General features: G+C 71.8%; 19 protein-coding genes. 10 read left to right on the top strand and 9 right to left on the bottom strand.

What is annotated here, in order from left to right; all coding sequences use genetic code 11:
• Positions 1-48 precede the first annotated feature (48 nt).
• Both ACSQ18_RS12395 and ACSQ18_RS12390 read left to right on the top strand, forming a co-directional pair.
• A complete protein-coding gene (locus ACSQ18_RS12395) occupies positions 49-1,203 on the top strand; it encodes an exonuclease SbcCD subunit D (protein WP_436037702.1) in 1,155 nt (384 codons plus the stop codon).
• Entirely contained in the window at positions 1,200-4,181 is a 2,982-nt protein-coding gene (locus tag ACSQ18_RS12390) for an AAA family ATPase (protein ID WP_436037701.1), read from the top strand. Before ACSQ18_RS12395 ends, ACSQ18_RS12390 begins: the two co-directional genes overlap by 4 nt.
• A 64-nt stretch (positions 4,182-4,245) precedes the next feature.
• Here ACSQ18_RS12390 and ACSQ18_RS12385 read toward each other — a convergent pair whose 3' ends face one another.
• Both ACSQ18_RS12385 and ACSQ18_RS12380 read right to left on the bottom strand, forming a co-directional pair.
• On the bottom strand, positions 4,246-4,905 hold the full coding sequence (locus tag ACSQ18_RS12385) for a response regulator transcription factor (protein ID WP_301038035.1): 660 nt from the start codon (positions 4,903-4,905) through the stop codon (positions 4,246-4,248).
• Complete coding sequence (locus tag ACSQ18_RS12380; protein WP_436037700.1) at positions 4,905-6,413, bottom strand: sensor histidine kinase; 1,509 nt, start codon at positions 6,411-6,413, stop codon at positions 4,905-4,907. The genes ACSQ18_RS12385 and ACSQ18_RS12380 overlap by 1 nt, the downstream gene beginning before the upstream one ends.
• Before the next feature lie 90 nt (positions 6,414-6,503).
• Here ACSQ18_RS12380 and ACSQ18_RS12375 point away from each other — a divergent pair, with 90 nt between their 5' ends.
• Both ACSQ18_RS12375 and ACSQ18_RS12370 read left to right on the top strand, forming a co-directional pair.
• Positions 6,504-7,721, top strand: coding sequence for a phosphotransferase (locus ACSQ18_RS12375; RefSeq protein WP_436037699.1), 1,218 nt, complete (start codon positions 6,504-6,506; stop codon positions 7,719-7,721).
• Positions 7,722-7,804: 83 nt separating this feature from the next.
• A complete protein-coding gene (locus tag ACSQ18_RS12370) occupies positions 7,805-8,242 on the top strand; it encodes a hypothetical protein (protein WP_436037697.1) in 438 nt (145 codons plus the stop codon).
• A 92-nt stretch (positions 8,243-8,334) separates the two neighbouring features.
• On the opposite strand, the gene ACSQ18_RS12365 is transcribed toward ACSQ18_RS12370, so the two are convergent.
• Positions 8,335-9,264 carry a hypothetical protein gene (locus ACSQ18_RS12365; RefSeq protein WP_436037696.1) on the bottom strand — a complete coding sequence of 310 codons (930 nt, stop codon included), beginning with the start codon at positions 9,262-9,264 and terminating at the stop codon, positions 8,335-8,337.
• Positions 9,265-9,463: 199 nt separating this feature from the next.
• Between ACSQ18_RS12365 and ACSQ18_RS12360 the strand changes: the two genes are divergently transcribed.
• Positions 9,464-10,051, top strand: a complete 588-nt coding sequence (locus ACSQ18_RS12360; RefSeq protein ID WP_436037695.1) for a hypothetical protein — start codon at positions 9,464-9,466, stop codon at positions 10,049-10,051.
• 59 nt (positions 10,052-10,110) lie between these two features.
• Here the strand turns inward: ACSQ18_RS12360 and ACSQ18_RS12355 are convergent, their stop codons facing one another.
• Positions 10,111-12,186, bottom strand: a complete 2,076-nt coding sequence (locus tag ACSQ18_RS12355) for an NAD(+) synthase (RefSeq protein ID WP_436037693.1) — start codon at positions 12,184-12,186, stop codon at positions 10,111-10,113.
• A gap of 117 nt (positions 12,187-12,303) precedes the next feature.
• Here ACSQ18_RS12355 and ACSQ18_RS12350 point away from each other — a divergent pair, with 117 nt between their 5' ends.
• Positions 12,304-15,957 (top strand): TM0106 family RecB-like putative nuclease, encoded by a 3,654-nt coding sequence (locus ACSQ18_RS12350; protein WP_436037691.1) that lies wholly within the window; start codon positions 12,304-12,306, stop codon positions 15,955-15,957.
• 34 nt (positions 15,958-15,991) lie between these two features.
• A complete protein-coding gene (locus ACSQ18_RS12345; protein WP_436037690.1) occupies positions 15,992-16,303 on the top strand; it encodes a DUF3467 domain-containing protein in 312 nt (103 codons plus the stop codon).
• A 55-nt stretch (positions 16,304-16,358) separates the two neighbouring features.
• On the opposite strand, the gene upp is transcribed toward ACSQ18_RS12345, so the two are convergent.
• Entirely contained in the window at positions 16,359-16,991 is a 633-nt protein-coding gene (upp, locus tag ACSQ18_RS12340) for a uracil phosphoribosyltransferase (RefSeq protein WP_144806176.1), read from the bottom strand.
• 32 nt (positions 16,992-17,023) lie between these two features.
• Here upp and ACSQ18_RS12335 point away from each other — a divergent pair, with 32 nt between their 5' ends.
• Positions 17,024-17,497: a nucleoside deaminase gene (locus ACSQ18_RS12335; protein ID WP_436037688.1), complete on the top strand. Its 474-nt coding sequence runs from the start codon at positions 17,024-17,026 to the stop codon at positions 17,495-17,497.
• Positions 17,498-17,517: 20 nt separating this feature from the next.
• On the opposite strand, the gene ACSQ18_RS12330 is transcribed toward ACSQ18_RS12335, so the two are convergent.
• Both ACSQ18_RS12330 and ACSQ18_RS12325 read right to left on the bottom strand, forming a co-directional pair.
• Positions 17,518-17,835 carry a hypothetical protein gene (locus ACSQ18_RS12330; RefSeq protein WP_436037687.1) on the bottom strand — a complete coding sequence of 106 codons (318 nt, stop codon included), beginning with the start codon at positions 17,833-17,835 and terminating at the stop codon, positions 17,518-17,520.
• 67 nt (positions 17,836-17,902) lie between these two features.
• Positions 17,903-19,015, bottom strand: coding sequence for an alpha/beta fold hydrolase (locus ACSQ18_RS12325; RefSeq protein ID WP_436037685.1), 1,113 nt, complete (start codon positions 19,013-19,015; stop codon positions 17,903-17,905).
• A gap of 185 nt (positions 19,016-19,200) precedes the next feature.
• Between ACSQ18_RS12325 and proC the strand changes: the two genes are divergently transcribed.
• A complete protein-coding gene (proC, locus tag ACSQ18_RS12320) occupies positions 19,201-20,037 on the top strand; it encodes a pyrroline-5-carboxylate reductase (protein WP_436037684.1) in 837 nt (278 codons plus the stop codon).
• A gap of 10 nt (positions 20,038-20,047) precedes the next feature.
• Here the strand turns inward: proC and ACSQ18_RS12315 are convergent, their stop codons facing one another.
• Positions 20,048-20,719 carry a potassium channel family protein gene (locus ACSQ18_RS12315; protein WP_144806172.1) on the bottom strand — a complete coding sequence of 224 codons (672 nt, stop codon included), beginning with the start codon at positions 20,717-20,719 and terminating at the stop codon, positions 20,048-20,050.
• Positions 20,712-22,142 carry a TrkH family potassium uptake protein gene (locus ACSQ18_RS12310; protein ID WP_436037682.1) on the bottom strand — a complete coding sequence of 477 codons (1,431 nt, stop codon included), beginning with the start codon at positions 22,140-22,142 and terminating at the stop codon, positions 20,712-20,714. The genes ACSQ18_RS12315 and ACSQ18_RS12310 overlap by 8 nt, the downstream gene beginning before the upstream one ends.
• A 69-nt stretch (positions 22,143-22,211) precedes the next feature.
• Here ACSQ18_RS12310 and ACSQ18_RS12305 point away from each other — a divergent pair, with 69 nt between their 5' ends.
• Positions 22,212-22,613 (top strand): metalloregulator ArsR/SmtB family transcription factor, encoded by a 402-nt coding sequence (locus tag ACSQ18_RS12305; protein WP_144806170.1) that lies wholly within the window; start codon positions 22,212-22,214, stop codon positions 22,611-22,613.
• Positions 22,614-22,667 lie beyond the last annotated feature (54 nt).

Here is a 22,667-nt window from a genome sequence, read left to right as displayed (position 1 = left end):
GCGGCGGGCCTCGCGGCCGATGTCGGGGGCCGCTCGTACCGTGGGGGCATGCGCATCCTGCACACCTCCGACTGGCACATCGGGCGGACCTTCCACGGTCACTCCACGCTCGATGCGCTGCGCGGTGTGCTCGACGCGCTGATCGCCCAGGTGCGCGAGCACGACGTCGATGTCGTCCTCGTCGCGGGTGACGTCTTCGACTCCGCGGCGCCGGCTGCCGACTGCTACACGCTGCTGTCCGACACCCTGCGCGGCCTCCGCGACGCGGGTGCGCACGTCATCGTCACGAGCGGCAACCACGACTCGGCGGCGCGGCTCGGATTTCAGGCGGCGCTGCTGCGCGACGGCATCCACGTCCTCACCGACCCGCTCGCCGTCGGCACGCCCATCACGGTCGCCGACGAGCACGGCCCCGTGCACATCTACGGCATCCCCTTCTTGGAGCCCGCGCTGTTGCGCCACGTGTGGCCGGGCATCCGCACCCAGGAGGCGGCGCTCACCCACGCGATGGATCTGGTGCGGGCCGATCTCTCCGCTCGCTGTGCCGGGGCGCGATCGGTCGCCGTGGCGCACTGCTTCGCGGCGGGAGTCGAGCCGACGCCGCTGCTCGAACGCGACATCCAGCAGGGCGGACTCGACGTCGTTCCGATCGCCGCGTTCGACGGTGTCGACTACGCCGCGCTCGGGCACATCCACGGGCGGCAGCAGCTCGCCCCGCACATCCGCTACGCGGGCGCACCGCTGCACTACAGCTTCGGTGAGGGCGACAAGCCGCGCGGGTCGTGGCTCGTCGACCTGGATGCCGATGGCCTCGCCGACGTCACGTGGCTGCCCCTTCCGGTGCCGCGCCGCGTCGTCACCCTCACGGCGCCGCTGGAAGAACTGCTGGCCGACCCCCGCTTCGCCGACGCCGAGGATGCGTGGGTCTGCGCCGAGTACACCGACGACCTGCCGCAGCGCGACCCGCTGCGCCGGCTGCAGGCGCGCTTCGCGCACTGCGCCAAGGTCGTTCACGCACCGGCACGCGTCGGCGTGTCCGACTCGCGCACGTACGCCGAACGGGTGCGCGCGGCTCGCTCCGACCGCGAACTGGTCGACGCGTTCCTCGTCCACGTCCGCGACGGCGCGGGCGCCACCGATCGCGAACGGGAGCTCATCGACGACGTGCTGGCCGACCGCGTTCGCGTGGAGGCCACCGCGTGAAGCTCCACCGTCTCGACCTGACCGGATTCGGTCCGTTCCGCGAGCATCAGCGGGTCGATTTCGACGCCTTCGACGGCGACGGCGTCTTCCTCATCTCGGGGCGCACGGGAGCGGGCAAGTCCAGCATCCTCGACGGGGTGAGCTTCGCGCTCTACGGCACCGTCCCCCGGTACGAGGGCGGTGAGCGTCGCCTCCGTTCGGATCACAGCTTCCTCGGCGACCCCACGGAAGTCCGACTGGAGTTCACGGCCGGCGAGCGGCGCCTGCGCGTCACCCGCGCGCCCGAGTACGACCGTCCCGCCAAGCGGGGCGGCGGCCTCACGACGGAACCGCAGCGGGCCGAGCTCGAAGAGCTCGTCGGCGACACGTGGATCGGTCGCGCGGCCAAGCCGCGCGAGGTGGCGCTGCTGCTCGACGAGATCCTGGGCCTCAACGCGCAGCAGTTCCAGCAGGTGATCCTCCTCGCCCAGAACCGGTTCTCGCGTTTTCTCCTCGCGACGGCCGCCGAGCGGCAGACGCTGCTGCGCACGCTGTTCGGCTCCCGCCGGTTCGAGAAGTACCGCGACGACCTCGAGCAGCGCCGGAAAGACGCGCAGCGTTCGCTCGACACCGCCGGTGAACACGCGCGCACCCTCCTCGACCTGGCCGAGAGGCTCATCGAGCAGCAGGGCCTGCGAGGCGAGGGAGAGGCGGCGGACGACCTCGCCGCCCGCCGCGCCGCCGTCACCCTCGCCGGCCAACGCGCCTCCTACCGCCTCGACACGCGCGCGCGGGAACGTGCGGCAGCAGAGGAGACGGCGGTCGCCGCCGAGCGCGCGCTCGCCGATGCGACCGCTCAGGCCGAGCGACTGACACAGCTGGCCGCAGCGCGTGCCGAGCTCGCGGAGCGCGAAGCCGACGCACCGCGCATCGCGGAGGACAAGGAACGTCTCACCCACGCACGCTCCGCCGAGGCGTTGCGCGCCCCCATCGACACCGCCGCGCGAGCACAGCGGGCGCGCGACGAGGCGGTCGAGGCCGAACGCGCCGCCCGTGAGGAGTGGGAGACGGGCGGCGGTCTCGCCGACGACGACCTCCACGCCATCATCGACGCGATCACGGGAGACCTGGCACTGTGGGCTGCGGCGGCCGAGCAGGAGGCCGCGCTGCCCGCCGCCGAGGTGAAGCTGTCAGCGACCGAGCGCGCCGTCGTGGCCGGCACGGCACAGGTCGCCGAACTCGACGCCCAACAGGCGCTCCTGCCCGCCGAGCGCGAGCGGATCGATCGGGAGCTCGGCGACGCGCGCGTGCGTGCGGCCCGCGCCGACGACCTCCGCGCGGAGTGCCAGGCGGTCGAGCTCCGGCGCGCTGCGGCCGAACAGGCAGCCGCGCTCGCCCCGGTCGCCTCCCGCGCCGAAGCCGACCACGCGATCGCGAGCGCCGCGTCCGCCGAGGCCGCCACGACGGTCACGGCGCTCCTTCAGCAGCGGCTGCGCGGGCACGCCGCCGAGCTGGCGACCCGCCTGGTCGACGGGGAACCGTGCGCCGTCTGCGGCGCCACCGCGCACCCGCACCCCGCCGAAGCGACCGACGAGCCGGTCACCGATGACGACCTGACGGCCGCGGAAGAGGCCCGCGACCGCGCCGCCGAGCACGCGCGCCGCGTCGGCGAAGCGGCTCGCGAGGCCCGCGACGCGCTCACCGAGGCCCTCGCGCGGGCCGGCGGCGACGATCTCGACAGCCTCGACGCCGCCCTCACCGACCTTCGCGGCCGTCTCGCCGCCGCGGAGGCTGCGCAGGATGCCGTGGCCACGCTCGAACGTCAACGCGCCGAGCTCGACGACCTCGCGACCACTGCCGCCGCCGAGCGCGACGCCCTCCGGGAGCGCGTCGAGGAAGAAGCGCGCCTCCTCGCCGCGGAACGGGCCACGCTGCACGCCCAGTGCGCCCAGGTCGAGGCGGCCCGGGGAGGCCACGCGTCGGTGGCGGAGCGCGTCGCCGAGGCGACCGCCCGTCGCGACCGCGCGCGCGCCCGCCTCGCCGCGCAGGAGCAGCTCGCCGAACGCACCCGCGCCGCCGATGCGGCCGTGCGCGACCGCGATGAGCGCGTGGCGGCATCCGCCTTCGCCGATGTCGACGCCGTCACCGCCGCCCTCCTGGGCGCCGCCGAGCAAGATGCCCTCGACGAGCGGATCGTCGCGCACGCGCAGGCGCTGGGCGCGGTGCGCGCCCGGCTCCTCGATCTCGAACTCGCCACCGTCGACGCGACGGAGGTCGACCTTCCGGCTGCGCAGGCCGCGCGCGATCAGGCGGCGGCAGCCTTCACCGCCGCGATCGAGGCGGAGCGCGACGCCCGGGCCGCCGCTCAGCAGCTCGACGACCTCCTGCGCCGGATCGACGACGCCTACGCCGACGTGGCGGCCGTCGCCGACGACGCCGACGTCGTCACACGCCTCGCCGACACCGTGGCCGGTCGCGCCCCCAACACGATGAAGATGGACCTCGAGACGTTCGTCCTCGCCGCGGAGCTCGAGGAGATCGTCGCGGCCGCCAATCTGCGCCTCACCGAGATGTCCGCCGGCCGCTACACCCTGCACCACTCCGACGCGAAGGCGTCGCACGGCCGGGCGTCAGGGCTCGGCATCGACGTCCTCGACGCGCACACCGGCCGGTTGCGCTCGCCGCAGTCGCTGTCGGGAGGGGAGACCTTCCTCGCCTCGCTCGCCCTGGCCCTGGGACTCGCCGAAGTGGTGACGAACCGGGCCGGCGGCCTGCGCCTCGACACGCTCTTCGTCGACGAAGGGTTCGGCTCGCTCGATCCCGAAACCCTCGACCTCGCCATGCGCACCCTCGACGAACTGCGTGCCGGCGGTCGCACCGTCGGGGTGATCAGCCACGTCGAGGCGATGAAGGAGCAACTGCCCGCGCAGGTCATCGTCGAGACGATGCCCGAAGGCCCGAGCATCATTCGCCAGGACATCCCCGCGCCCGTCGCCTGACGCGGACCACGCGGCCTCGCCTGGCCAGGCGACCGCTGCCCGCGCGACCGGCGCCCGAGACGCGTCAGACGAGGCGGTAGCCCGCGCCGCGCACCGTCTCGATCCGGTCGGCGCCGAGCTTCTGCCGCAGGTAGCCCACGTAGACGTCGGCGACGTTCGAACCGGGGTCGAAGTCGTACCCCCACACCCGGCTCAGCAGCTGCTCGCGGCTGAGCACCTGCCCGGCGTTGCGCACGAACTCCTCCGCCAGCGCGAACTCCCGCGACGACAACTCGACGCGGCGACCGTCGAGTCGGGCTTCGCGGGTGCGCACGTCGAGGCTGAGGTCGCGATGTGCGAGCGCGGCGACGCTCCCCGTGTCCTCGTCCTTGCGCATCCGCAGCCGGATGCGAGCGAGCAGCTCGTCGAAGCGGAACGGCTTCCCGAGATAGTCATCGGCGCCGCCCTCGAGGCCGGCGACCGTGTCGTGCAGCTCCACGCGCGCCGTGAGGATGATCACCGGCATTCGTGACCCGCCGCCGCGCAGGTGCTCCAGCACGGCGAAGCCGTCCATGCCGGGCAGGTTCACGTCGAGCACCATCAGGTCGAATTCGTCGGACTGGGCAAGTTCCAGCGCGGACGGTCCCGTCGAGGCGACCCGCGTCGCGAAACCCGCCGACCGAAGCCCCTTCTCGATGAACCCCGAGATCCGCGCCTCGTCCTCCGCGATGAGAATGGATGCCATCACGCACCTCCCGCTGTCGTGACCGGCTCCCGCGCCGGCTGCGGAGGCAGCGGCGGCTTGGGCGGCACGGCGGGCTCCTCCCGCGGCGACGCGCCCGCCAAGGGCACCGCGATCACGAAGAGAGCGCCGCCCCCGGGGGCGTCCTCGACCCGAGCGGCCCCGCCGTGCGCACGCGCGATGACCTGGACGATGTTGAGCCCCAGACCGCTGCCGCCATGACGGGCGTCGCCGCGGTGGAAGCGTTCGAAGACGCTGAGCTTGTCGGCATCCCGCACACCCGGGCCGTGGTCGCGCACCCAGAGTTCCAGCGTGTCGCCGACGACACGGCTGCCGGCGTCGATGCGACCGCCGCCGTGGGTGACGGCGTTCTGCGCGAGCTGGAGCATCGCCTGCGTGATACGACCGGGGTCGAGCTGAGCGACGACGTCGGCGACGGCTCCGGTCGACACCGTCGCGCCCTCGATGCCCTGCATCTTGCGGACGATCTGGTGCATGAGCTCGCCCGCGTCCAGCCGCGCGGTGGTCACGGGCGACGGGCCGTGGAGGGCGGCTGCGGCGCTGAGGTCCTGGACGAGGCGGTCCATCCGCTCGAGTTCATCGATGGCCAATGCCTGAGTCTCGCGCACGTCGGCGGGGTCGTCGACATCCATGACCTCCAGGTTGCCGCGCACGATCGTGATGGGGGTCTTCAGCTCGTGGCCGACGTCGCTCAGCAGCTGCCGCTGCGAATCGAGGGCGCTGTCGAGCCGGTCGAGCATGTCGTTCATCGTGCTCGCCAGCTCCGACACGTCGTCACGGCCCTGCACCGGCAGGCGCTCGTTGAGAGACTGCGCCGACACCCGCTCGGCGGTCTCGCGCATACGTCGGAGGGGCCGGAGCAGCCGCGTCGACACGATGGTCGCGACGGCGGCGATGACCAGCAGGGCGAGTGCCGCGGCGATGAGATAGGCCTGGGCGGTGCCGTTGATCTCGGCGAGCTCGGCCGTCACGTCGTACGCCATCGCGAAGATCACTTCTTCGGCCTGTGCGCCGCCGGCGACCGCGATCGGCGCGGCGAGGTAGCGCCACACGACGCCGTCCTGGGCGTAGGTGCCGATCAGTGGATCGCTGCCCGTCACGGCGTCGGCGATGTACGGCACGAACCCGGGCGCGCTCGTCAGGTCGACGTCGAGCTCGACCGCCGACCGCCACACCGCCTTGCCGTCGATGATGCCTACGGCGCCCGTGTTGTCGTCGGGGCTCATCCGCTGCACGACGGCCTTCAGCGCCGCGTCGGCTCCCGCCCATTCGCCGCTATCCGGCCCCTGCGCGACGATGACGCGCGCCGATTCGAGGTTGTCCTGCAGGCGGCCCTCGATGGCCTCCAGTGAAAGAGCCCGCTCGACGAGGTAGACCGTCGCGCCCACGGAGATCAGGCCGACCGCCGCAACGAGCGTGATGACGGCGACGATGCGGGTGCGCACCGACATCCGGCGGCGTCGGTCGGCGGGCGGGGGCGGGCTGGTCACCCTCCCAGTATCGCGATGCGCTGCACCCGCCCGCGCGACCCTAAGAGATGTCTCATCCCCTTCTTCGCGACCCCGTGCTGGAATCGAAGGATGGATGCCACGGCCGACACACTCGCCGGCGACGCCCCCGCGGCACGGACGGACGATCCGGAAGCGGACCTCCTCATCGAGGCCCTCGACCTGCCCGACGCGTCGGTGCTGGTCTTCTCGCGGGAGCCGCTGGGTCGGGGGACGGTGGCGGGGTTCACCCTGGAGCCCGAGGCGGCCTCGGCATCCGGGCTTCCCTCCGACGCCGTCGCCTACGTCGACACGTCGCTGCTGCCGGTCGCACAGGAGACGGGGCTCGCCCTCCCCGGTGTCGGGCGCGTGTGGGTGCACCCCGCCGATCCGCATCTGCCCGCGCTCGCGCCCGCCGCGTTCAGCGATGCGATCGCGGTGCTCCTCGCCCGCCTGGGCGTGACGGATGCCGCGCGTCCCGAGATCGTCGGCTACCGCCCCGGACGCCGGGCCGTCCTGCGCGTTGTGACGGCGGAGGGGGTGCTGTGGGTCAAGGTCGTGCGCCCGAGCCGCATCGAGCGCGTGGTCGAGGCGCACACGGTCCTGCGATCCCACGGCCTTCCCATCCCCGTCGTGCGAGGGTGGTCGCCGAGTGGACTCCTCGTGTTGGAGAGCGCCGTGGGCACCGCCGCCACCGACACCGCGGCGATCGCATGGCACCCGGAGCGTCTGCTGGATGCCGCGGGTGCGCTGCGGGAGGTGATGGCGGCGACCGTCACGACCTGGCCCGCGCGCACCTCGCTCGCGGAGCGCCTGCCCTGGTACGTCGACAGGCTGCGCGGGGTGCTGCCGGCGGCAGACGCGCGCGTCAGCGCGATCGCCTCGCGGATCGACGACGCGCTGCAGAGCGCCCCTCCGGCATCCGTCACGATCCACGGCGACCTTCACCTCGGTCAGCTCTTCCTCGATGCGGAAAGCACGATCACGGGACTCATCGATGTGGACACGGCAGGGCTTGGCGACCCCGCTGACGACGCGGCGGCCTTCATCGGGCACGCCGTCGCCAGTGCGCTGCTCACCCGGCACCACGGGGGAGACGCTGCGCGCGTGGCCGCGCTCGCCGATGCCGCCCACGAGCGATGGGGGCACGAGCCGCGTGCCGGCGCCCTCACGGGCGTGCACCTGCTCGGGCACGCCCTGGCCGCCGCGTCCGGCGGTGACGACGCTCGCGGCGGGCACCTTCTGGCGGCCGCCGAGCGCGCGCTCTCCGACCATAAGAGCCCTCTCATGGCCGATTTCGAGGGGTCTTAGCGGCGATCGGCAGAGTGAATGCCATGCGGTCGTCCGATCGCATCCCCCGCGGACACCACGCACACCCCACCTGGAGGAACCAAATGAAGAAGAAGTGGATCGCCTACGGTGTGACCGGCGCGGTCGGGCTCGGCCTGGTCGCCGGCGGCGCGACCGCCATGGCCTCGGCGATGGACCTGCGCACCACCGACGGCACCGTCGTCCCCGGCGGCGCCATCACCGGCAAGAACGGCTCGGTCCTCGACCGTCCGGTCACCCTGAGCGTCAGCGACACGTCCGTCACGGTCGTGTCCGCCGTCACCCCGACGGTCGTCACCCCGGCCACCCCGGCCACCGCGCCGACGCCCGCCACGGCGCCGACCCCGGCCACCTCCCCGTCGCCCGTGACCCCGGCTTCGCCGGCGACCCCGGCCTCACCCGTGACCCCCGCGTCGCCCGTGAGCGTGGCCTCGCCGACGACCCCCGCGTCGCCCGTCACGCCCGCGTCGCCCGTGAGCGTGGCGTCGGCCGCGTCGAACTGATCGCCGCGCCGCGCGACAGCGGCACCTCGAATCAGGCACACGAGAGAGGCCCCCGGATCGCTCCGGGGGCCTCTCTCGTGTGTGCGGGAGGGTTACTCCTGCAGGTGCGCCTGGGCGGCGTCGTAGATCGCGTCGACGAACCGTGCGGCCGTCTCGTCGTCGAAGCCGCTGTCGCCTCCGGCGATGAGCGACTCGATCATCGCGTCACGGCCCGAGTCGCCGAGGAGCAGCATGCTCTTCCCGGCGGCGATGAGCGCATCGTCGGGGAACACCTGGTCGACGACCTCCTGGGATGCCGCGGGGTCGATCTCCTGGAAGACGTCGAGGATCGCGGGTCGCGCCTCGGCGAGGAACGCCGCTTCGTCGTACTCGCCCGCGGGCGTCTCGCCCTCGGTCTCCTCGCCGTCGGTGTCGCCGGGAGCCACCGAGCTGGTCTCGCTGGGCGCCGGGACCTCGCCAGCGCTCGAGGACGACGTGATCGCGGTGAGGGCGATGCTCACGAACAGTGCGACCGCCCACAGGCCGCCGCCGAGCACGGCGACGACGAGCGCGATGATGCTGAAGGGCTTGCCGCCCTGCTTGCGGCTGGCCAGCGCCACGATCGACAGCACGAACGCGACGAGCAGCAGCAGGCCGCCGATGACCACCGAGACCAGACCGATCCAGGGCACGGGGACGAACCCGACGCACGACAGGATGACACCGAGCACCGCGAGACCGAGCGACACCCAGGCGAGCGTCTTGGGACGCGTGTCGGGGGCGGAGGGGCCGGGGGCTGCGGCATAGGCGGGCTGCGCGTACTCGGGCTGACCGTACGGCGCCTGCGGTGCGGGTGCGTAGGCGGGTGCGGGCGGCTGACCGTCTACGGGGGCCGGCGGCACGGGCGGCGCGGCGGGCTCTGCGGGCGGATATGCCTGCGTCGGCGCGTCGGCGGCAACGTCGGGGTAGGCCTGCGTAGGCGCATCGGAAGGAGGCGGCGTGGGCTGCGAGGCGTCGCCGGCGGGATCGTTGGGGGTGGACATGGCACTCCTCGTCGTCGGTGGCCGCGCGGTCGACACGGCAGAACTCCCACCCTAGGGGAACGGGTGGACCGGATCGGGGGCGGTGCCCGGCCGGGGGAGGTCGGCGTTGCGCTCACACCGCATTAGTCACGACGAAGAGGGATGCCGTGGCACCCCCTCCTGAGACATGATGAGTGCATCGGCCCTGCGAAGGAGTGACATGTCTCTGAACACGGTTCCGTTGGACGCCCCCTCGGGCATCTCGGCGCGTCTCGGCTGGGATCCGGGAACGACGGTGCACGACCGCCGCCGGATCATCGCGAAGGAGCTCATCGCCGCCCGGCTCGGTTGCGAGACCACCGACGTGCGGATCGAGCGCGAGGCGCCGCGCGGTTTCGGCTACCACACCCGCCTCATCGCGTCGCGCGACGGGCAGGAACTGCCCATCGCCATCATCACCGCCAGCTACCGCGCCGCGACCGTCGTGGCGATCTGCGACCCCGCACTGCCCGTGGGCATCGACATCCGCGACCTCTCGCCGGAGCCGGCCGACATCAAGCGGATGCAGAAGCACTCCCGTCTCTTCGACGAGAACGACATCCCCGACCTGCTGCAGCACTGGGTGCGCGTGCAGGCCGTCCTCGAAGCGGACGGGCGCGGGGTGCGCGTCGCGCCCGAGCATGTGCGACTCGACGCCGGACGTCACAAGGGCTGGATCCCCGACCGCAACATGAAGTACACACTCGTGGACGCTTCCCGCGACGGCTGGGTGATCACGATCGCCACCGGCATCCTGCCCACGGCCTGACGGCCTGACGGCCTGACGGCCTGACGGCCTGACGGCCTGACGGCCTGACGCCCGCGACGTCAGCGACCGGTCGACTCCGGCAGCGCGGCGTCGAGTTCGGCGAGCCACGCCGCGGCGTTGCCGTCCGACGGGGCGCGCCAGTCCCCGCGCGGTGACAGCGACCCGGCGGCGGTGACCTTCGGACCGTTGGGGATCGCCGAGCGCTTGAACTGGGCGAAGCCGAAGAACCGCTTCAGGAACACGCGAAGCCAGCGCGTGACGGTGTCGAGGTCGTAGGCATAGCGCTCGTCGTCGGGGAATCCGGGCGGCCACGCGCCGGTCTCGGCATCCGCCCACGCCCGCTCGGCCAGGAACGCGATCTTCGACGGGCGGTAGCCGTAGCGCAGCACGTGGAACAGGGCGAAGTCGTGCAGCGCGTAGGGCCCGATGGTGTCCTCGGTCGACTGCACCTTCCCGTCCTGACCGGCCGGCACGAGCTCCGGACTGATCTCGGTGTCGAGCACGGACTGCAGCACGCGCTTGGCCTCGTCGTTGAGGGAGGTTCCGGTCTCGTCGTCGGCGGAGTGGGCGATGACCCACCGGATGAGGTGCTGGATGAGCGTCTTGGGCACGCCGGCGTTGACGGCGTAGTGACTCATGTGATCGCCGACGCCGTACGTCGCCCAGCCCAGCGCCAGCTCGGACAGGTCGGAGGTGCCGACGACGAACCCGCCGTGCTGGTTCGCGAGGCGGAAGAGGAAATCGGTGCGCGCGCCGGCCTGGACGTTCTCGAACGTCACGTCGTAGACGGGCTCGCCGCCAGCGAACGGATGCCCGATCCCCTTGAGGATCTCCGTCGCCATCGGGCGGATGTCGATCGTCTCGATCGACGCGCCGATCGCCTCCGCGAGGGCGATCGCGTTCGACTTGGTGTGGTCGCTCGTGGCGAACCCGGGCATCGTGTAGGCGAGGATGTCGCTGCGGGGACGCCCCATCCGGTCCATCGCCCGGGCAACGACCAGCAGCGCGTGCGTCGAGTCGAGGCCGCCGGAGACGCCGATGACGGGCTTCGGCGCCCCGATCGCGCGCATCCGCTGCTCGAGCCCGGACACCTGGATGTTGAAGGCCTCGTAGCAGTCCAGGTCGAGCCGTGCCGGGTCGTCGGGCACGAACGGGAACCGGTCGAGCGTGCGGCGGATGCCGATGTCGGATGCCGGCGGGTCGACGGTGAAGGGGATGCGCTGCCCCGTGCTCCACGTCGCGCGGCGGTTGTCGTCGAAGGTGCCCTGGCGGAGGCGGTCCTGACGGAGGCGATCCAGGTCGACGTCGGCGATCGCGAACCGCGGTCCGTCGGGGAACCGCTCGGTCTCCGCGAGGAGGGCGCCGCCCTCGTAGATCATCGTCTGACCGTCCCACGACACGTCGTTCGTGGATTCGCCGAGGCCCGCCGCGGCGTACACGTACGCCGCGAGGCACCGCAACGACTGCGACTGGGTGAGGATGCGCCGGTCCTCGGCGCGCGCGATCGTGATGGGGCTGCCGGAGAGGTTCAGGAGCACCGTCGCGCCCGCGAGCGCCGCGGTCGACGAGGGCGGCACCGGCATCCAGACGTCTTCGCAGACCTCTGCGTGCACGACGAGCCCCGGCACGTCGGTCGCCTCGAACAGCAGATCGGTTCCCACCGGCACCCGATCGCCCGCGAGCTCGACCGCGTCCGGGGCGTCCACGCCGGACGCGTACCACCGCTGCTCGTAGAACTCGCGATAGGTCGGCAGGTACGACTTCGGGGCCACCCCCAGGACGGCGCCGCGGTGGATCACGACGGCGCAGTTGTACAGCCGGGAGTCGATCCGCAGGGGAGCGCCGACCACGAGGAGCGGACGCAGCTCCGCGGATGCCGAGGCGATCCGCGCGACGGCATCCCGCACCGCGTCGAGCACGGCATCCTGTTGCACGAGGTCGTCGATCGCGTACCCGGTCAGGCACAGCTCCGGGAAGACGGCCACCGCGACGCCCTCGTCGTGGAGCTCCCGCGCCGCCGCGAGCACGGCGTCCGCGTTGCGCGCGGGGTCGGCGATGGCGACGGGGATCGTGCAGGCGGCCACACGCGCGAAGCCGTGGCGGTAGACGCTCTCGAACGGCAGGTTCTGGCTCACGGCACCAGTCTGGCATCCGTCGTGCCCCGCGGCACGGCCGGCGTGCGAGGCGCCCGCGCCGCGAGGACCGACCGGGGTGTCGGTGACCGCGGTTAGGGTCGGAGACGGAAGGGTGACATGCGATACATCGAAGACGAGGGCCGGATCGTCTGGAGCGCGAGCGACCTCAAAGCCGCCGCCGAGTGCGAGTACGCGTGGCTGCGCGCGATCGACGCGAAACTCGGGCGCGTGCCGGCGGTCGACGATCCGGAAGACGCGACCCTGGAGCGGGCGGGTCGGCTCGGCACGCAGCACGAGCTGCGGGTGCTCGCCGACTACCACGAGGCTCGGCCCGGTGCCGTCGTCGAGATCCCGGCGGCGCGTTCGTCCGACGCCGTGGCGCTCGCCGACGCCGTCGCACGCACCACCGCCGCGCTGGCCGATCCCGCCGTCACGGTCGTCTACCAGGCGGCCTTCTCGACCGACGAGTTCGTGGGCTTCGCCGACTTCCTCGTGCGCGACACGAACCTGCCGGGCGCCCCGTGGCTCGTGCAGGACACGAAGCTCGCCCGTCACGCGCGCGTCACCGCGCTCATGCAACTCGCCGCCTACGTCGACCAGCTCGACCGGCAGGGCGTGGCGCGATCCGATCGGGTCGAGCTGCTGCTCGGCGACGGGTCGACCTCGGAGCATCGCGTGCGCGACCTGCTGCCCGTGTTCGCCCTGCGCCGCGAGCGGCTGCGCGCCCTCATCGCAGACCGCGACATCGCGGCCGGTGCTGCCGGGGCGCCGATCGCCTGGGGCGACGAGCGCGGCGATCTCCGCGTCGTCGCGTGCGGGCGGTGCGCCACGTGCGATCTCGACGTCGTCGGCCATCGCGACCTCCTCCTCGTCGCCGGTATGCGCCCCCTCCAGCGCGAGCGTCTGCGGGCCGCGGGCCTGCGCACGATCGACGATCTCGCCCACGCGTCCGAGGCCCCGGCCCGCATGTCGGCCGACACGTTCTCGCACCTGCGCACGCAGGCGCGGCTGCAACTGACGAGCCCGGCGGGCGGCGTCGAGACCGCGCCGCTCGCCGCGGACGACGCGCCCGCGCTCCCCGCGCTGCCGGCGGTGCCGACGTACGAGGTCGTCTTCCCGCAAGCGCTGGGCGCCCTCCCGCGTCCCGACCACGGCGACCTGTTCTTCGACTTCGAGGGCGACCCGCTCTACACCGAGACCCCGAGCGCGGGGTCGCCGGCGCAGTGGGGGATCGACTACCTGTTCGGCTGGGTCGACACGGCGAGCCGCTACACCCCGCTGTGGGCCCACTCGTTCGCCGAGGAGAAGGCGGCCCTCGAGCGGTTCCTCGAGATCGTCGCCCTCCGGCGCCGCACCCACCCGGGCATGCACATCTATCACTACGCGCCGTACGAGCCCACGCATCTGCTCGCGATGGCCGCGAGGCACGGCGTCGGCGAGGCGGCCGTCGACCGACTGCTGCGAGAGGGCGTGTTCGTCGACCTCTACCCGATCGTCCGGCGCGCCCTCCGCGTGGGATCGCGCTCGTACTCGATCAAGAAGCTCGAGCCGCTGTACATGGGCGCCGACGTGCGCACGAGCGACGTGCAGCGCGGCGACGACTCCATCGTCCGCTACGTCGAGGCGCGCGCTCTCGCCGACGCGGGAGACGCCGAGGCGGCGGGCGTCGTGCTCGACGACCTGGCCGACTACAACCGCTACGACTGCGTCTCCACCCTCAAGCTCCGCGACTGGCTCGTCGACCGTGCCCGCGAGGCGGGTCTGCGTCCGTCGATCGACGCGGAGGCCCTCGAGTTCTCGTACGAACCGTCGGTGCGGGCCGAATCGCTCGGCCGGCTCGCGGCATCCGTGCCCCCCGAGGGGCGCTCCGGCGCGGGGGATGCCTCAGAAGCCGTGGCCGAAGCGCTGCGCCTCGGAGCCGCGGCGATCGACTACTACCCGCGCGAGGTCAAGACGTTCTGGGCGACCCACTTCCTGCGCCTGCGCGAGCCGGTGTCGGTATGGGAAGACACCCGTGACGTCGTCGTGGTCGACGGCGAGCGGTGCCGGGTGATCACCGACTGGCACCTCCCCGAGGGCGCCCGCGTGCAGCGCCGCGTCGTCGAGGTGCGGGGCGACCTCGCGCCGGGCACTCGCCTCACGGTCGACAGCGCGCCCTTCGCGCTGTACGAGATCCCCGCGCCGTTCCCCGTGGAGACCAACCCGCGCTGGATCCATGCGGCGCGCACCGTCAAGGTCGTCGAGGTTCTCGACGACGGCGCGGTGATCGAGGAGACGTCCCTGCAGGGCTTCACGTGGCAGGAGCTCCCGGTCGCGCTCACCCCCGTCGCGCCGCCTCAGGCGGGCAGCCAGCAGGCCGCGATCGACGAGTGGGCCGACGCCGTGCTCTCCTCCGCCGATGCGGGGCCGCATGGCGTGCCGACGTTGCCGGCGGATGCCGCGAGCGATCTGCTCCTGCGCCGCCCGCCCCGCACCCGCAGCGGTGCGCTCACCCGCGGCCGGGGCACCGACGTCGCCGACATCACCGCCACGCTGCTCGACCTCGACCGCAGCTATATCGCCGTGCAGGGCCCTCCCGGCACGGGGAAGACGTACGTCGGCTCCCACGTCGTCGCCGCGCTCGTCCGCGATCACGGCTTCCGGGTCGGGGTCGTCGCGCAATCGCACGCGGTCGTGGAGCACATGCTCGACCGCGTCGTGGAGGCGGGGGTTCCGAAAGCCCAGGTGGCGAAGGCGCCGAAGGCGTCCGGCAGCGGCGACGGCGCGGAGCTCTCCTTCACGCCGATCGCCAAGAACGGGATGGCCGCCTACATCGGCGAACAGCAGGGCGGCTTCGTCGTCGGCGGCACCGCGTGGGACTTCACCCACACGGGGCGGATCGCCCGTCGCGGTCTGGATCTGCTCGTGATCGACGAGGCGGGGCAGTTCTCGCTGGCCTCGACGATCGCCGTCAGCGCCGCGGCGAGCAGGCTCCTGCTGCTGGGCGACCCGCAGCAGCTCCCGCAGGTGAGTCAGGGTACGCACCCTGAGCCGGTCGACACGTCGGCCCTCGGCTGGATCATGGACGGCGCGGCCGTCATCCCCGCCGACCGCGGCTTCTTCCTCGCGCAGTCGCGGCGCATGCGTCCCGAGGTCGCCGCTCCCGTCTCCGATCTCTCCTACGAGGGGCGCCTGGAGGCGTACGCCGGCGCGGCGGCCCGTCACCTCGACGGCATCCCCGCCGGGGTCGTCCCCGTGCCGCTGGGGCACACCGGCAATGCGACGCAGTCGCCCGAGGAAGCGGCCCGCGTGGTCGAGATCGTCACAGACCTCGTCGGCCGGCGCTGGACGGCCGACGACGGCATCCCCGCCCGCCCGCTCCGCGCCGACGACCTCATCGTGGTCACCCCGTACAACGCGCAGCAGCTGCTCGTGGAGGAGGCACTCGCGGCGGCAGGATTCGCCGACGTTCCCGTCGGAACAGTCGACCGCTTCCAGGGGCAGGAGGCCGCTGTCGCGATCGTGTCGCTCGCCGCCTCGTCGGGAAGAGACGCCCCCCGCGGGCTCGAGTTCCTGCTCCTCCAGAACCGGCTCAATGTGGCGGTCTCCCGCGCCATGCACACGGCCTTCATTGTCTTCGGCACGGGCCTGCTCGACGACCTGCCGCGCACCCCCGACGGCGTCGCGCGCCTCAGCGCGTTCGCGCGCCTCGTGGGCGCCGACCACGGGGCGCTACGGAGCGGCGCCGACAGCGTTCAGCCCGAGGGCGTCGCGCTCGTGCGCAGTCCGTAGACTCGCGGGACCACGACAGCGAGGAGGAGCGGACATGGCCGAAGAGGCACCGCGTCAGTTCGAGATCGAGATGCCGCCGGAGACCGTGGCGGGCAGCTTCGCCGACTTCGCGAACGTGTGGCACACGCCCGATGTGTTCGTCATGGACTTCGTCTCGCTCGTCCGTCCCCCGCACGAGGCGACGGATGCCGACGGCAACACCGTGACGGTCGTCCCCGGCCGCGTCGTGCAGCGCGTGCGCATCCCTCCGGAGCAGGTGTTCGAGCTCTCGAAAGCCCTCACTCAGCAGCTGGAGTTCTGGGAACGCGAGAACGGTCGCCGCACGGGCGACGATCTCGCCGGCTGACGCATCCGCGCGCAGCGAGGGTCAACGCGCGACGCGGACGTCGCCGTCGGCGGTGTCAGACCGTTCCGTACAGCCGGTCACCCGCGTCGCCGAGCCCGGGCACGATGTAGCCCTTCTCGTTGAGGCGCTCGTCGAGCGCACCGAGGACGAGCGTCACGTCGCGGTCGCCCACCTGCTTCTCGATCGCGGCGACACCCTCGGGTGCGCCGAGGATGCAGATGGCGGTGACGTCCTGAGCGCCGCGGGCGAACAGGAAGTCGATCGCCGCGCCGAGCGAACCGCCCGTCGCGAGCATGGGGTCGAGCACGAAGCACTGCCGGTCGCTGAGGTCGGCGGGCAGACGCTCGGCGTAGGTGACCGGCTCGAACGTCTCCTCGTCGCGCGCCATGCCCAGGAAGCCGACCTCCGCCGTGGGAAGCAGCTTGACCATGCCGTCGAGCATGCCGAGCCCGGCGCGGAGGATGGGCACGACGAGCGGGCGGGGCTCGCTGATGCGCACGCCCACGGTCGTGGTGACGGGGGTGCGGATCTCGAGGTCCTCCACGCGCACGCTGCGGGTGGCCTCGTACGCCAGCAGCGTCACCAGCTCTTCGGTCAGCTGTCGGAACACCGGCGAGGGTGTGCGCTCGTCGCGCAGCACCGTCAGCTTGTGGGTGATGAGAGGGTGGTCGGCCACGTGCACGCGCATACCCCCAGGTTAGCGGGGCGTACGCTGGCCCCGTGAGCCTGCCCGCCAGACAGACCGACCTCGACGCCATGGTGCGGGCGAGGGAGCTCGCTGCCGAGGCGGCCGCTCACGGTGACATCCCCGTCGGAGCGGTCGTCACCGATGTGTCGGGGGCGGTGCTGGGGGAGGGGCGCAACCTCCGCGAGCTCACGCACGACCCGCTCGCGCACGCCGAAGTGGTGGCGCTGCGGTCCGCGGCCGAGACGCTCGGCTCGTGGAACCTCGAGCACTGCACTCTCGTCGTCACGCTGGAGCCGTGCCTCATGTGCGCCGGCGCGATCTCACAGGCCCGTGTGGGCCGCGTCGTGTTCGGCGCGTGGGACGACAAGGCCGGCGCCGCGGGGTCGCTGTACGACGTGTTGCGCGACCGCCGCCTGCCCCACCGCTCGGAGGTGATCGGCGGCGTGGATGCCGAGGAGGCGGCGGCGCTGCTGCGCGCGTTCTTCCTCGCGCGCCGCGATCCCTGACCCGGCAGCTCGGGTCGCCGTCAGTCGCTCGAGGCGAGGACGATCGTCTCGGTCGCCGGTCGCGAGTCGCGCGCGGGCAGGCCGATTCGCGGTTCCACGCACACCCGTTCGGCGGCGGGTACGAGCTCGCGGACGCGCTCGTCGATCTCCCGCAGCACCAGGGCGACTTCGCCGAAGAGAAGGTCGGGCGGGAACGACACCGTGACCATCACGACGAGGCGGTCGTCGTGCAGCCGGCGGATCGTGACGTCGAGGATGCGGTGCGTCTCGGACTCTTCGCAGAGCACCTCGGCAACGGCCTCGCGGATCGTGGGAGCATCCAGAAGAACGGCGGTCATACCGCCGAGCGTACGGCGCCGCGCCGGACGGAGTCCGACGTTCTCGCCGTGCAAATGTCCGGGCTTCTCAGTCCGACGAGCTGAGGATGATCGCCTCGGTCGGCGGGGCGGGGAAGGCGGGCTGACCGAGGTAGCCCATGACGGCCAGCAGTGCCTGCCGAACAGCCCCCGGACGCTCCAGGTGGGGGGCGTGTCCGACGCCCTCGATCTCCAGCTCCACGACCTCGCCTCCTGCCTCGCGGTACGCCGCGAGCACATCGCGCGTCTGCGACACCATCGGCTGCGCGGGCGCGACCTCCTCGCCGGGCCAGCCGGGGATGATCCCGAGTGCGCCGAGATGATTGAGGTCGAAGAACGACGCGTCGGAGACGATGGCATCCGCTGTCCCGTGCACCCACAGGATGGGCGGCTTCACGTCCAGGTCGACGATCCCCGACGTGTCGAACCAGCGGGGCGCCATCGTATTGAGCACGCCCGTGCGTCCGGCGGCGAAGCCGGGCCAGTTGTCGCTCGCGACGCCGTCGCCGGGGTAGTTGCCGTCGGCGGTCGAGGTGGTGAGCATCGACTCGACCCACAGATCTTCGTTGCGCCCGTCGTACTCGGGGGAGACGTATCCGGTGCGGAAGACGGTACGCGGCGACGTCGGCGCCTCGTCGCTCGTGTCGTGCTCGGCGAGGCGGCGCACGAAGTCGGGGTTCGCGCCGCCGCCACCACAGCCGGCGTCGTCGTCGGTGAGCCGGGAGCCGTCGCGCCGCGTCCCGCCGAAGCCGTACGGCGAGACGGGGGCCTGCAGCGTCAGCGACAGCGCGGGGTGATCGAGTGCGTACTGCAGCACCACTCCGCCGCCCATCGACCAGCCCATGAGGTGCGCCGTGGGGATGCCGAGATTCGTCAACGTGGCGTGCACGTCGTCGCTGAAGTCGCGGACACCGCGGGTCGCGTCGACCGGGGCGTGCTCGGACGTGCCGAATCCGCGGAGGTCCACGGCGATCACGCGGAGGTCGCCGGGGAGATCCTGCATGAACTCCTGCCAGAACAGGCTCGACGACACGTTGCCGTGGATGAGCACGAGCGTGCGCTCCGGCGGCGCGGCGGAGTCGTCGCCCTCGCGTTCCAGGATGCCGACCGCGATCCGGTCGGTGTCGATCACTCGGGAGATGATGCCGTCGAGGAGGGTCATGACGAGTCCTTCGCAGTCGCGACGGGGCGGCCACGCCTCCGTCGCTGTCGACTATAGCCCGGCGGCATCGGCCGTCGAGAGGCCTCTCAGCAGGCTCTTACCGAGGAGGTCGTCGTCGCTCGGTGTTCGCCCGGTCGCCACCTCCCGAGCACCCGTCCGTGGGCCGCGGATGAGAGGATGGAGGGATGGCTGACGACATGCTCCCCGCTATCGCGATCCTCGGTGCCGGCTCCATGGGAGGCGCGATCCTGCAGGGACTCGTCCGCTCCGGTGTTGCGCCGTACGTGACCGTCACCAACCGCACCGTCGCCCGGGCCGCCACCGTCGAGGGCCTTCCCGGGGTCACGAGCCTCGCGCTGGAGACCACGCCCGACGCCAACACGACCGCCGTCGCTGCCGCCGACATCGTCCTGATCGGAGTGAAGCCGATCATGGTCCCCGACCTCCTCCGAGAGATCGCGCCGGTGCTCCGCCCCGGCACGGTGCTGGTGAGCCTGGCCGCGGGCGTGACGATCGCGACGTTCGAAGGGATCGTCGGCGACGGCATCCCCGTCATCCGCTCGATGCCGAACACCCCGGCCGTGGTCGGCAAGGCCGTCACCGGACTCGCCGTGGGCCCGTCGGCATCCGACGCCGATCTCGCCGTCGTGCGACGACTGTTCGAGACGTGCGGCGCGGTCATCGACGTGACCGAAGACCGGATCGACGCGCTGTCGACGATCTCCGGCTCGGGTCCGGCCTACGTCTTCCTGCTCATCGAGGAGCTCACCGAGGCGGCGCGCGGGAAGGGCTTCTCGGAGGCCGACGCTCGGCTCATGGCGGAGCAGACCTTCATCGGCGCCGCGGCCCTGCTGGATGCCACGGGCGACGACCCCGCCGAGCTGCGCCGTCGGGTGACCAGCCCGAAGGGCACGACCGAACGTGCCATCTCGGTGCTCCAGGGTGCGAACCTCTCGGGCCTGTTCGCCGAGGCGACCGACGCCGCGCTCGCGCGCGCGCAGGAGCTGGCCGCCGGCGCGTAGGCCGTCGGCGTCAGCGGTCCAGGGCCGCGAAGCGCTCGATGTCGGAGTTCGTGCCGGACACGATGATGAGGTCGTGGTTCGTGACGACCGTGTTCGCCTCGGCGTAGCGGAACGGCTTGCCGGGACTCTTCACACCGACCACGGTCACGTTGTACTTCGTGCGCACGCCCGACTCGTTCAGTCCGACTCCCCGGATGAACTTCGGCGGGTACATCTTCGCGAGCACGAAGTCGTCGTCGAAGCGGATGAAGTCGAGCATGCGTCCGCTGACGAGGTGCGCGACGCGCTCGCCCGCCTCTCGCTCGGGGTAGATGACGTGGTTCGCGCCGACGCGGGCGAGGATCTTGCCGTGCGACTGCGAGACGGCTTTCGCCCAGATCTGCGGCACCTTCAAGTCGACGAGGTTCGCGGTGATCAGCACCGACGCCTCGATCGACGAACCGGTCGCGACGATCGCCACCTGGAAATCCTGCGCGCCGATCTGCTTCAGCGCTTCGAGATTGCGTCCGTCGGCCTGCACCGCATGGGTCACGCGCTCCGACCACTTCTGCACGAGCTCGAGGTTCGCGTCGATCGCGAGCACCTCGCGGTCGAGGCGGTCCAGCTCGCCGGCGCACGCCGCTCCGAAGCGGCCGAGGCCGATCACGAGCACGGGGGCGTCATTGCGGATCTGCTCAACCAACGATCGGCCTTTCCACGGGCAGCGAGTAGTGCTGCGATCTGCTGGTCGCCGCCACGGCGGCGGCGAGGGTCACTGTACCAATGCGGCCCATGAACACGGTGGCCGCGAGCACATAGACCGCCGGATCGGGCAGCTCTGCGGTCAATCCGGTGGACAGGCCGACCGTGCCGAATCCGGAGATCACGTCGAAGAGCACTTCTTCGATGGACCGCTGGGTGATCTGGGCGATCGTGATCGTGGCCACCGCGACGATCGTCGATCCCCAGGCGACGACCGAGAGCGCGACGCGCTGCACGTCGCTGGGGATGCGGCGCCCGAAGGCCTCGACGCTCTGGCGCCCCTTCGCCTCCGAGAAGACGGCGAGGGCGAGCACGGCGAGCGTCGTCACCTTGATGCCGCCGGCGGTGGAGGCCGAGCCGCCGCCGACGAACATCAGCATCGAGCCGACCACGAGGGACGACCCGTGCAGCTCGCCGATGTCGACGACCGAGAAGCCACCCGATCGGGTCATGGCCGAGAGGAAGAACGCCTGGAACGTCGTGTCCCATGCGTCCATCGAACCGAAGGTCTCCGGGTTCTCGTACTCGAGGAGGAGGAACACGCCCGCACCGGCGAAGAAGAGCACCGTCGTGGTGATGAGGGTGAGCTTCGCGTGGAGCGACCAGCGCCTCACGTGGAAGTGGTGACGCCAGAGCGTGTAGATCACGGGGAAACCGATGGACCCGAGGAAGACCCCGACCATCAGCAGCGTGAGCATCAGGTAGTTCGTCGCGAACGGCTCGAGCCCGCCGACGTTGGGGGTGAAGCCCGTGTTCGTGAAGGCCATCGCCGCGTAGTACGGCGCCTCCCACAGCGCGGTCAGAGGGTCGACATCGCTCAGCAGCAGCGTCGGATAGAGCAGAACAGCGAGGATGCCTTCGATGACGAGTGTGGACAGTGCCACGGTGGACAAAAGCTGGCCCACCTCGCCGAGACGCACGGTCTGACCTTCGTTCACGGGCCCGCCGTGCGCACGCAGCGGATTGGAATCGCCCGCGGCGATGAGTTTGGCGCGCAAGCCGAGTCGCTTGGAGATGACGAGCCCCAGGATGGATGCCAGCGTGAGCACGCCCATGGCCCCGATGTTGACGCCGGCGTAGATGATCACCTTCCCGAGCGGCGACCAGTGCGTGGCCATGTCGACCGTCGCCAGACCTGTCACGCAGATCGTCGAGACAGCGGTGAACAGAGCGTCCGCGAGAGGCGTCGGTCGTCCGTCGGCGGCCGCCGCGGGGAGCGACAGCAGTGCGGTGAAGACGAGGACCAGGGAGCTGAAGACCAGCACGGCGAATCGAGAAGGAGAGGACGTCGTGAGGTCCCGGAAGCCCTGCGACCAGCCCCTGAGGCGCCGGAGCGCGCGTACGACGACGGTCTCGCCCGTCATGTCGCGCCCCTCTCGCCGAAAGAATCGTTGTCATGGTACTCCGACGCGCGCGCGGGCTAACCTAAGGTCATGGCGGACATCTTCGACGTGATCGCCGACGGCACCCGTCGGGACATCCTGCAGCTGCTGCGCGAACGCGGAGCGGGCGGTCGCGGGACGAGCGTGTCGCAGATCGTCTCGGAGCTCGGCGTGAGCCAGCCGACCGTGTCGAAGCATTTGAAGGTGCTGCGCGAGGCAGAGCTCGTCTCGGTGCGGGAAGAGGGCCAGCACCGCTATTACAGCCTCTCCCCGGCGCCCCTCGACGCCGTCGACGAGTGGCTCATGCCGTTCATCGTCGACGACGAGCCACTGTCGATCGGAGCGGGTGCTCTGCCGGACTCCGCTGCCGCCGCCGCCGACCTCGTGGGCCGTGCCGCCGCGTCGACGAAGCACGCGTTCGAGAACGTGCTCAAGCGCATCCCGGGCCGCTGAGCTCCGGCATCCGTTCATCACACAGACCACACAGGTTTACACGCGTCCCATACA

The sequence above is a fragment of the Microbacterium sp. LjRoot45 genome (assembly GCF_964253325.1).
Lineage (GTDB): Bacteria > Actinomycetota > Actinomycetes > Actinomycetales > Microbacteriaceae > Microbacterium.
The sequence above is the reverse complement of the archived record's forward strand: the minus strand, read 5'-3'. Positions and strand labels throughout refer to the sequence as shown.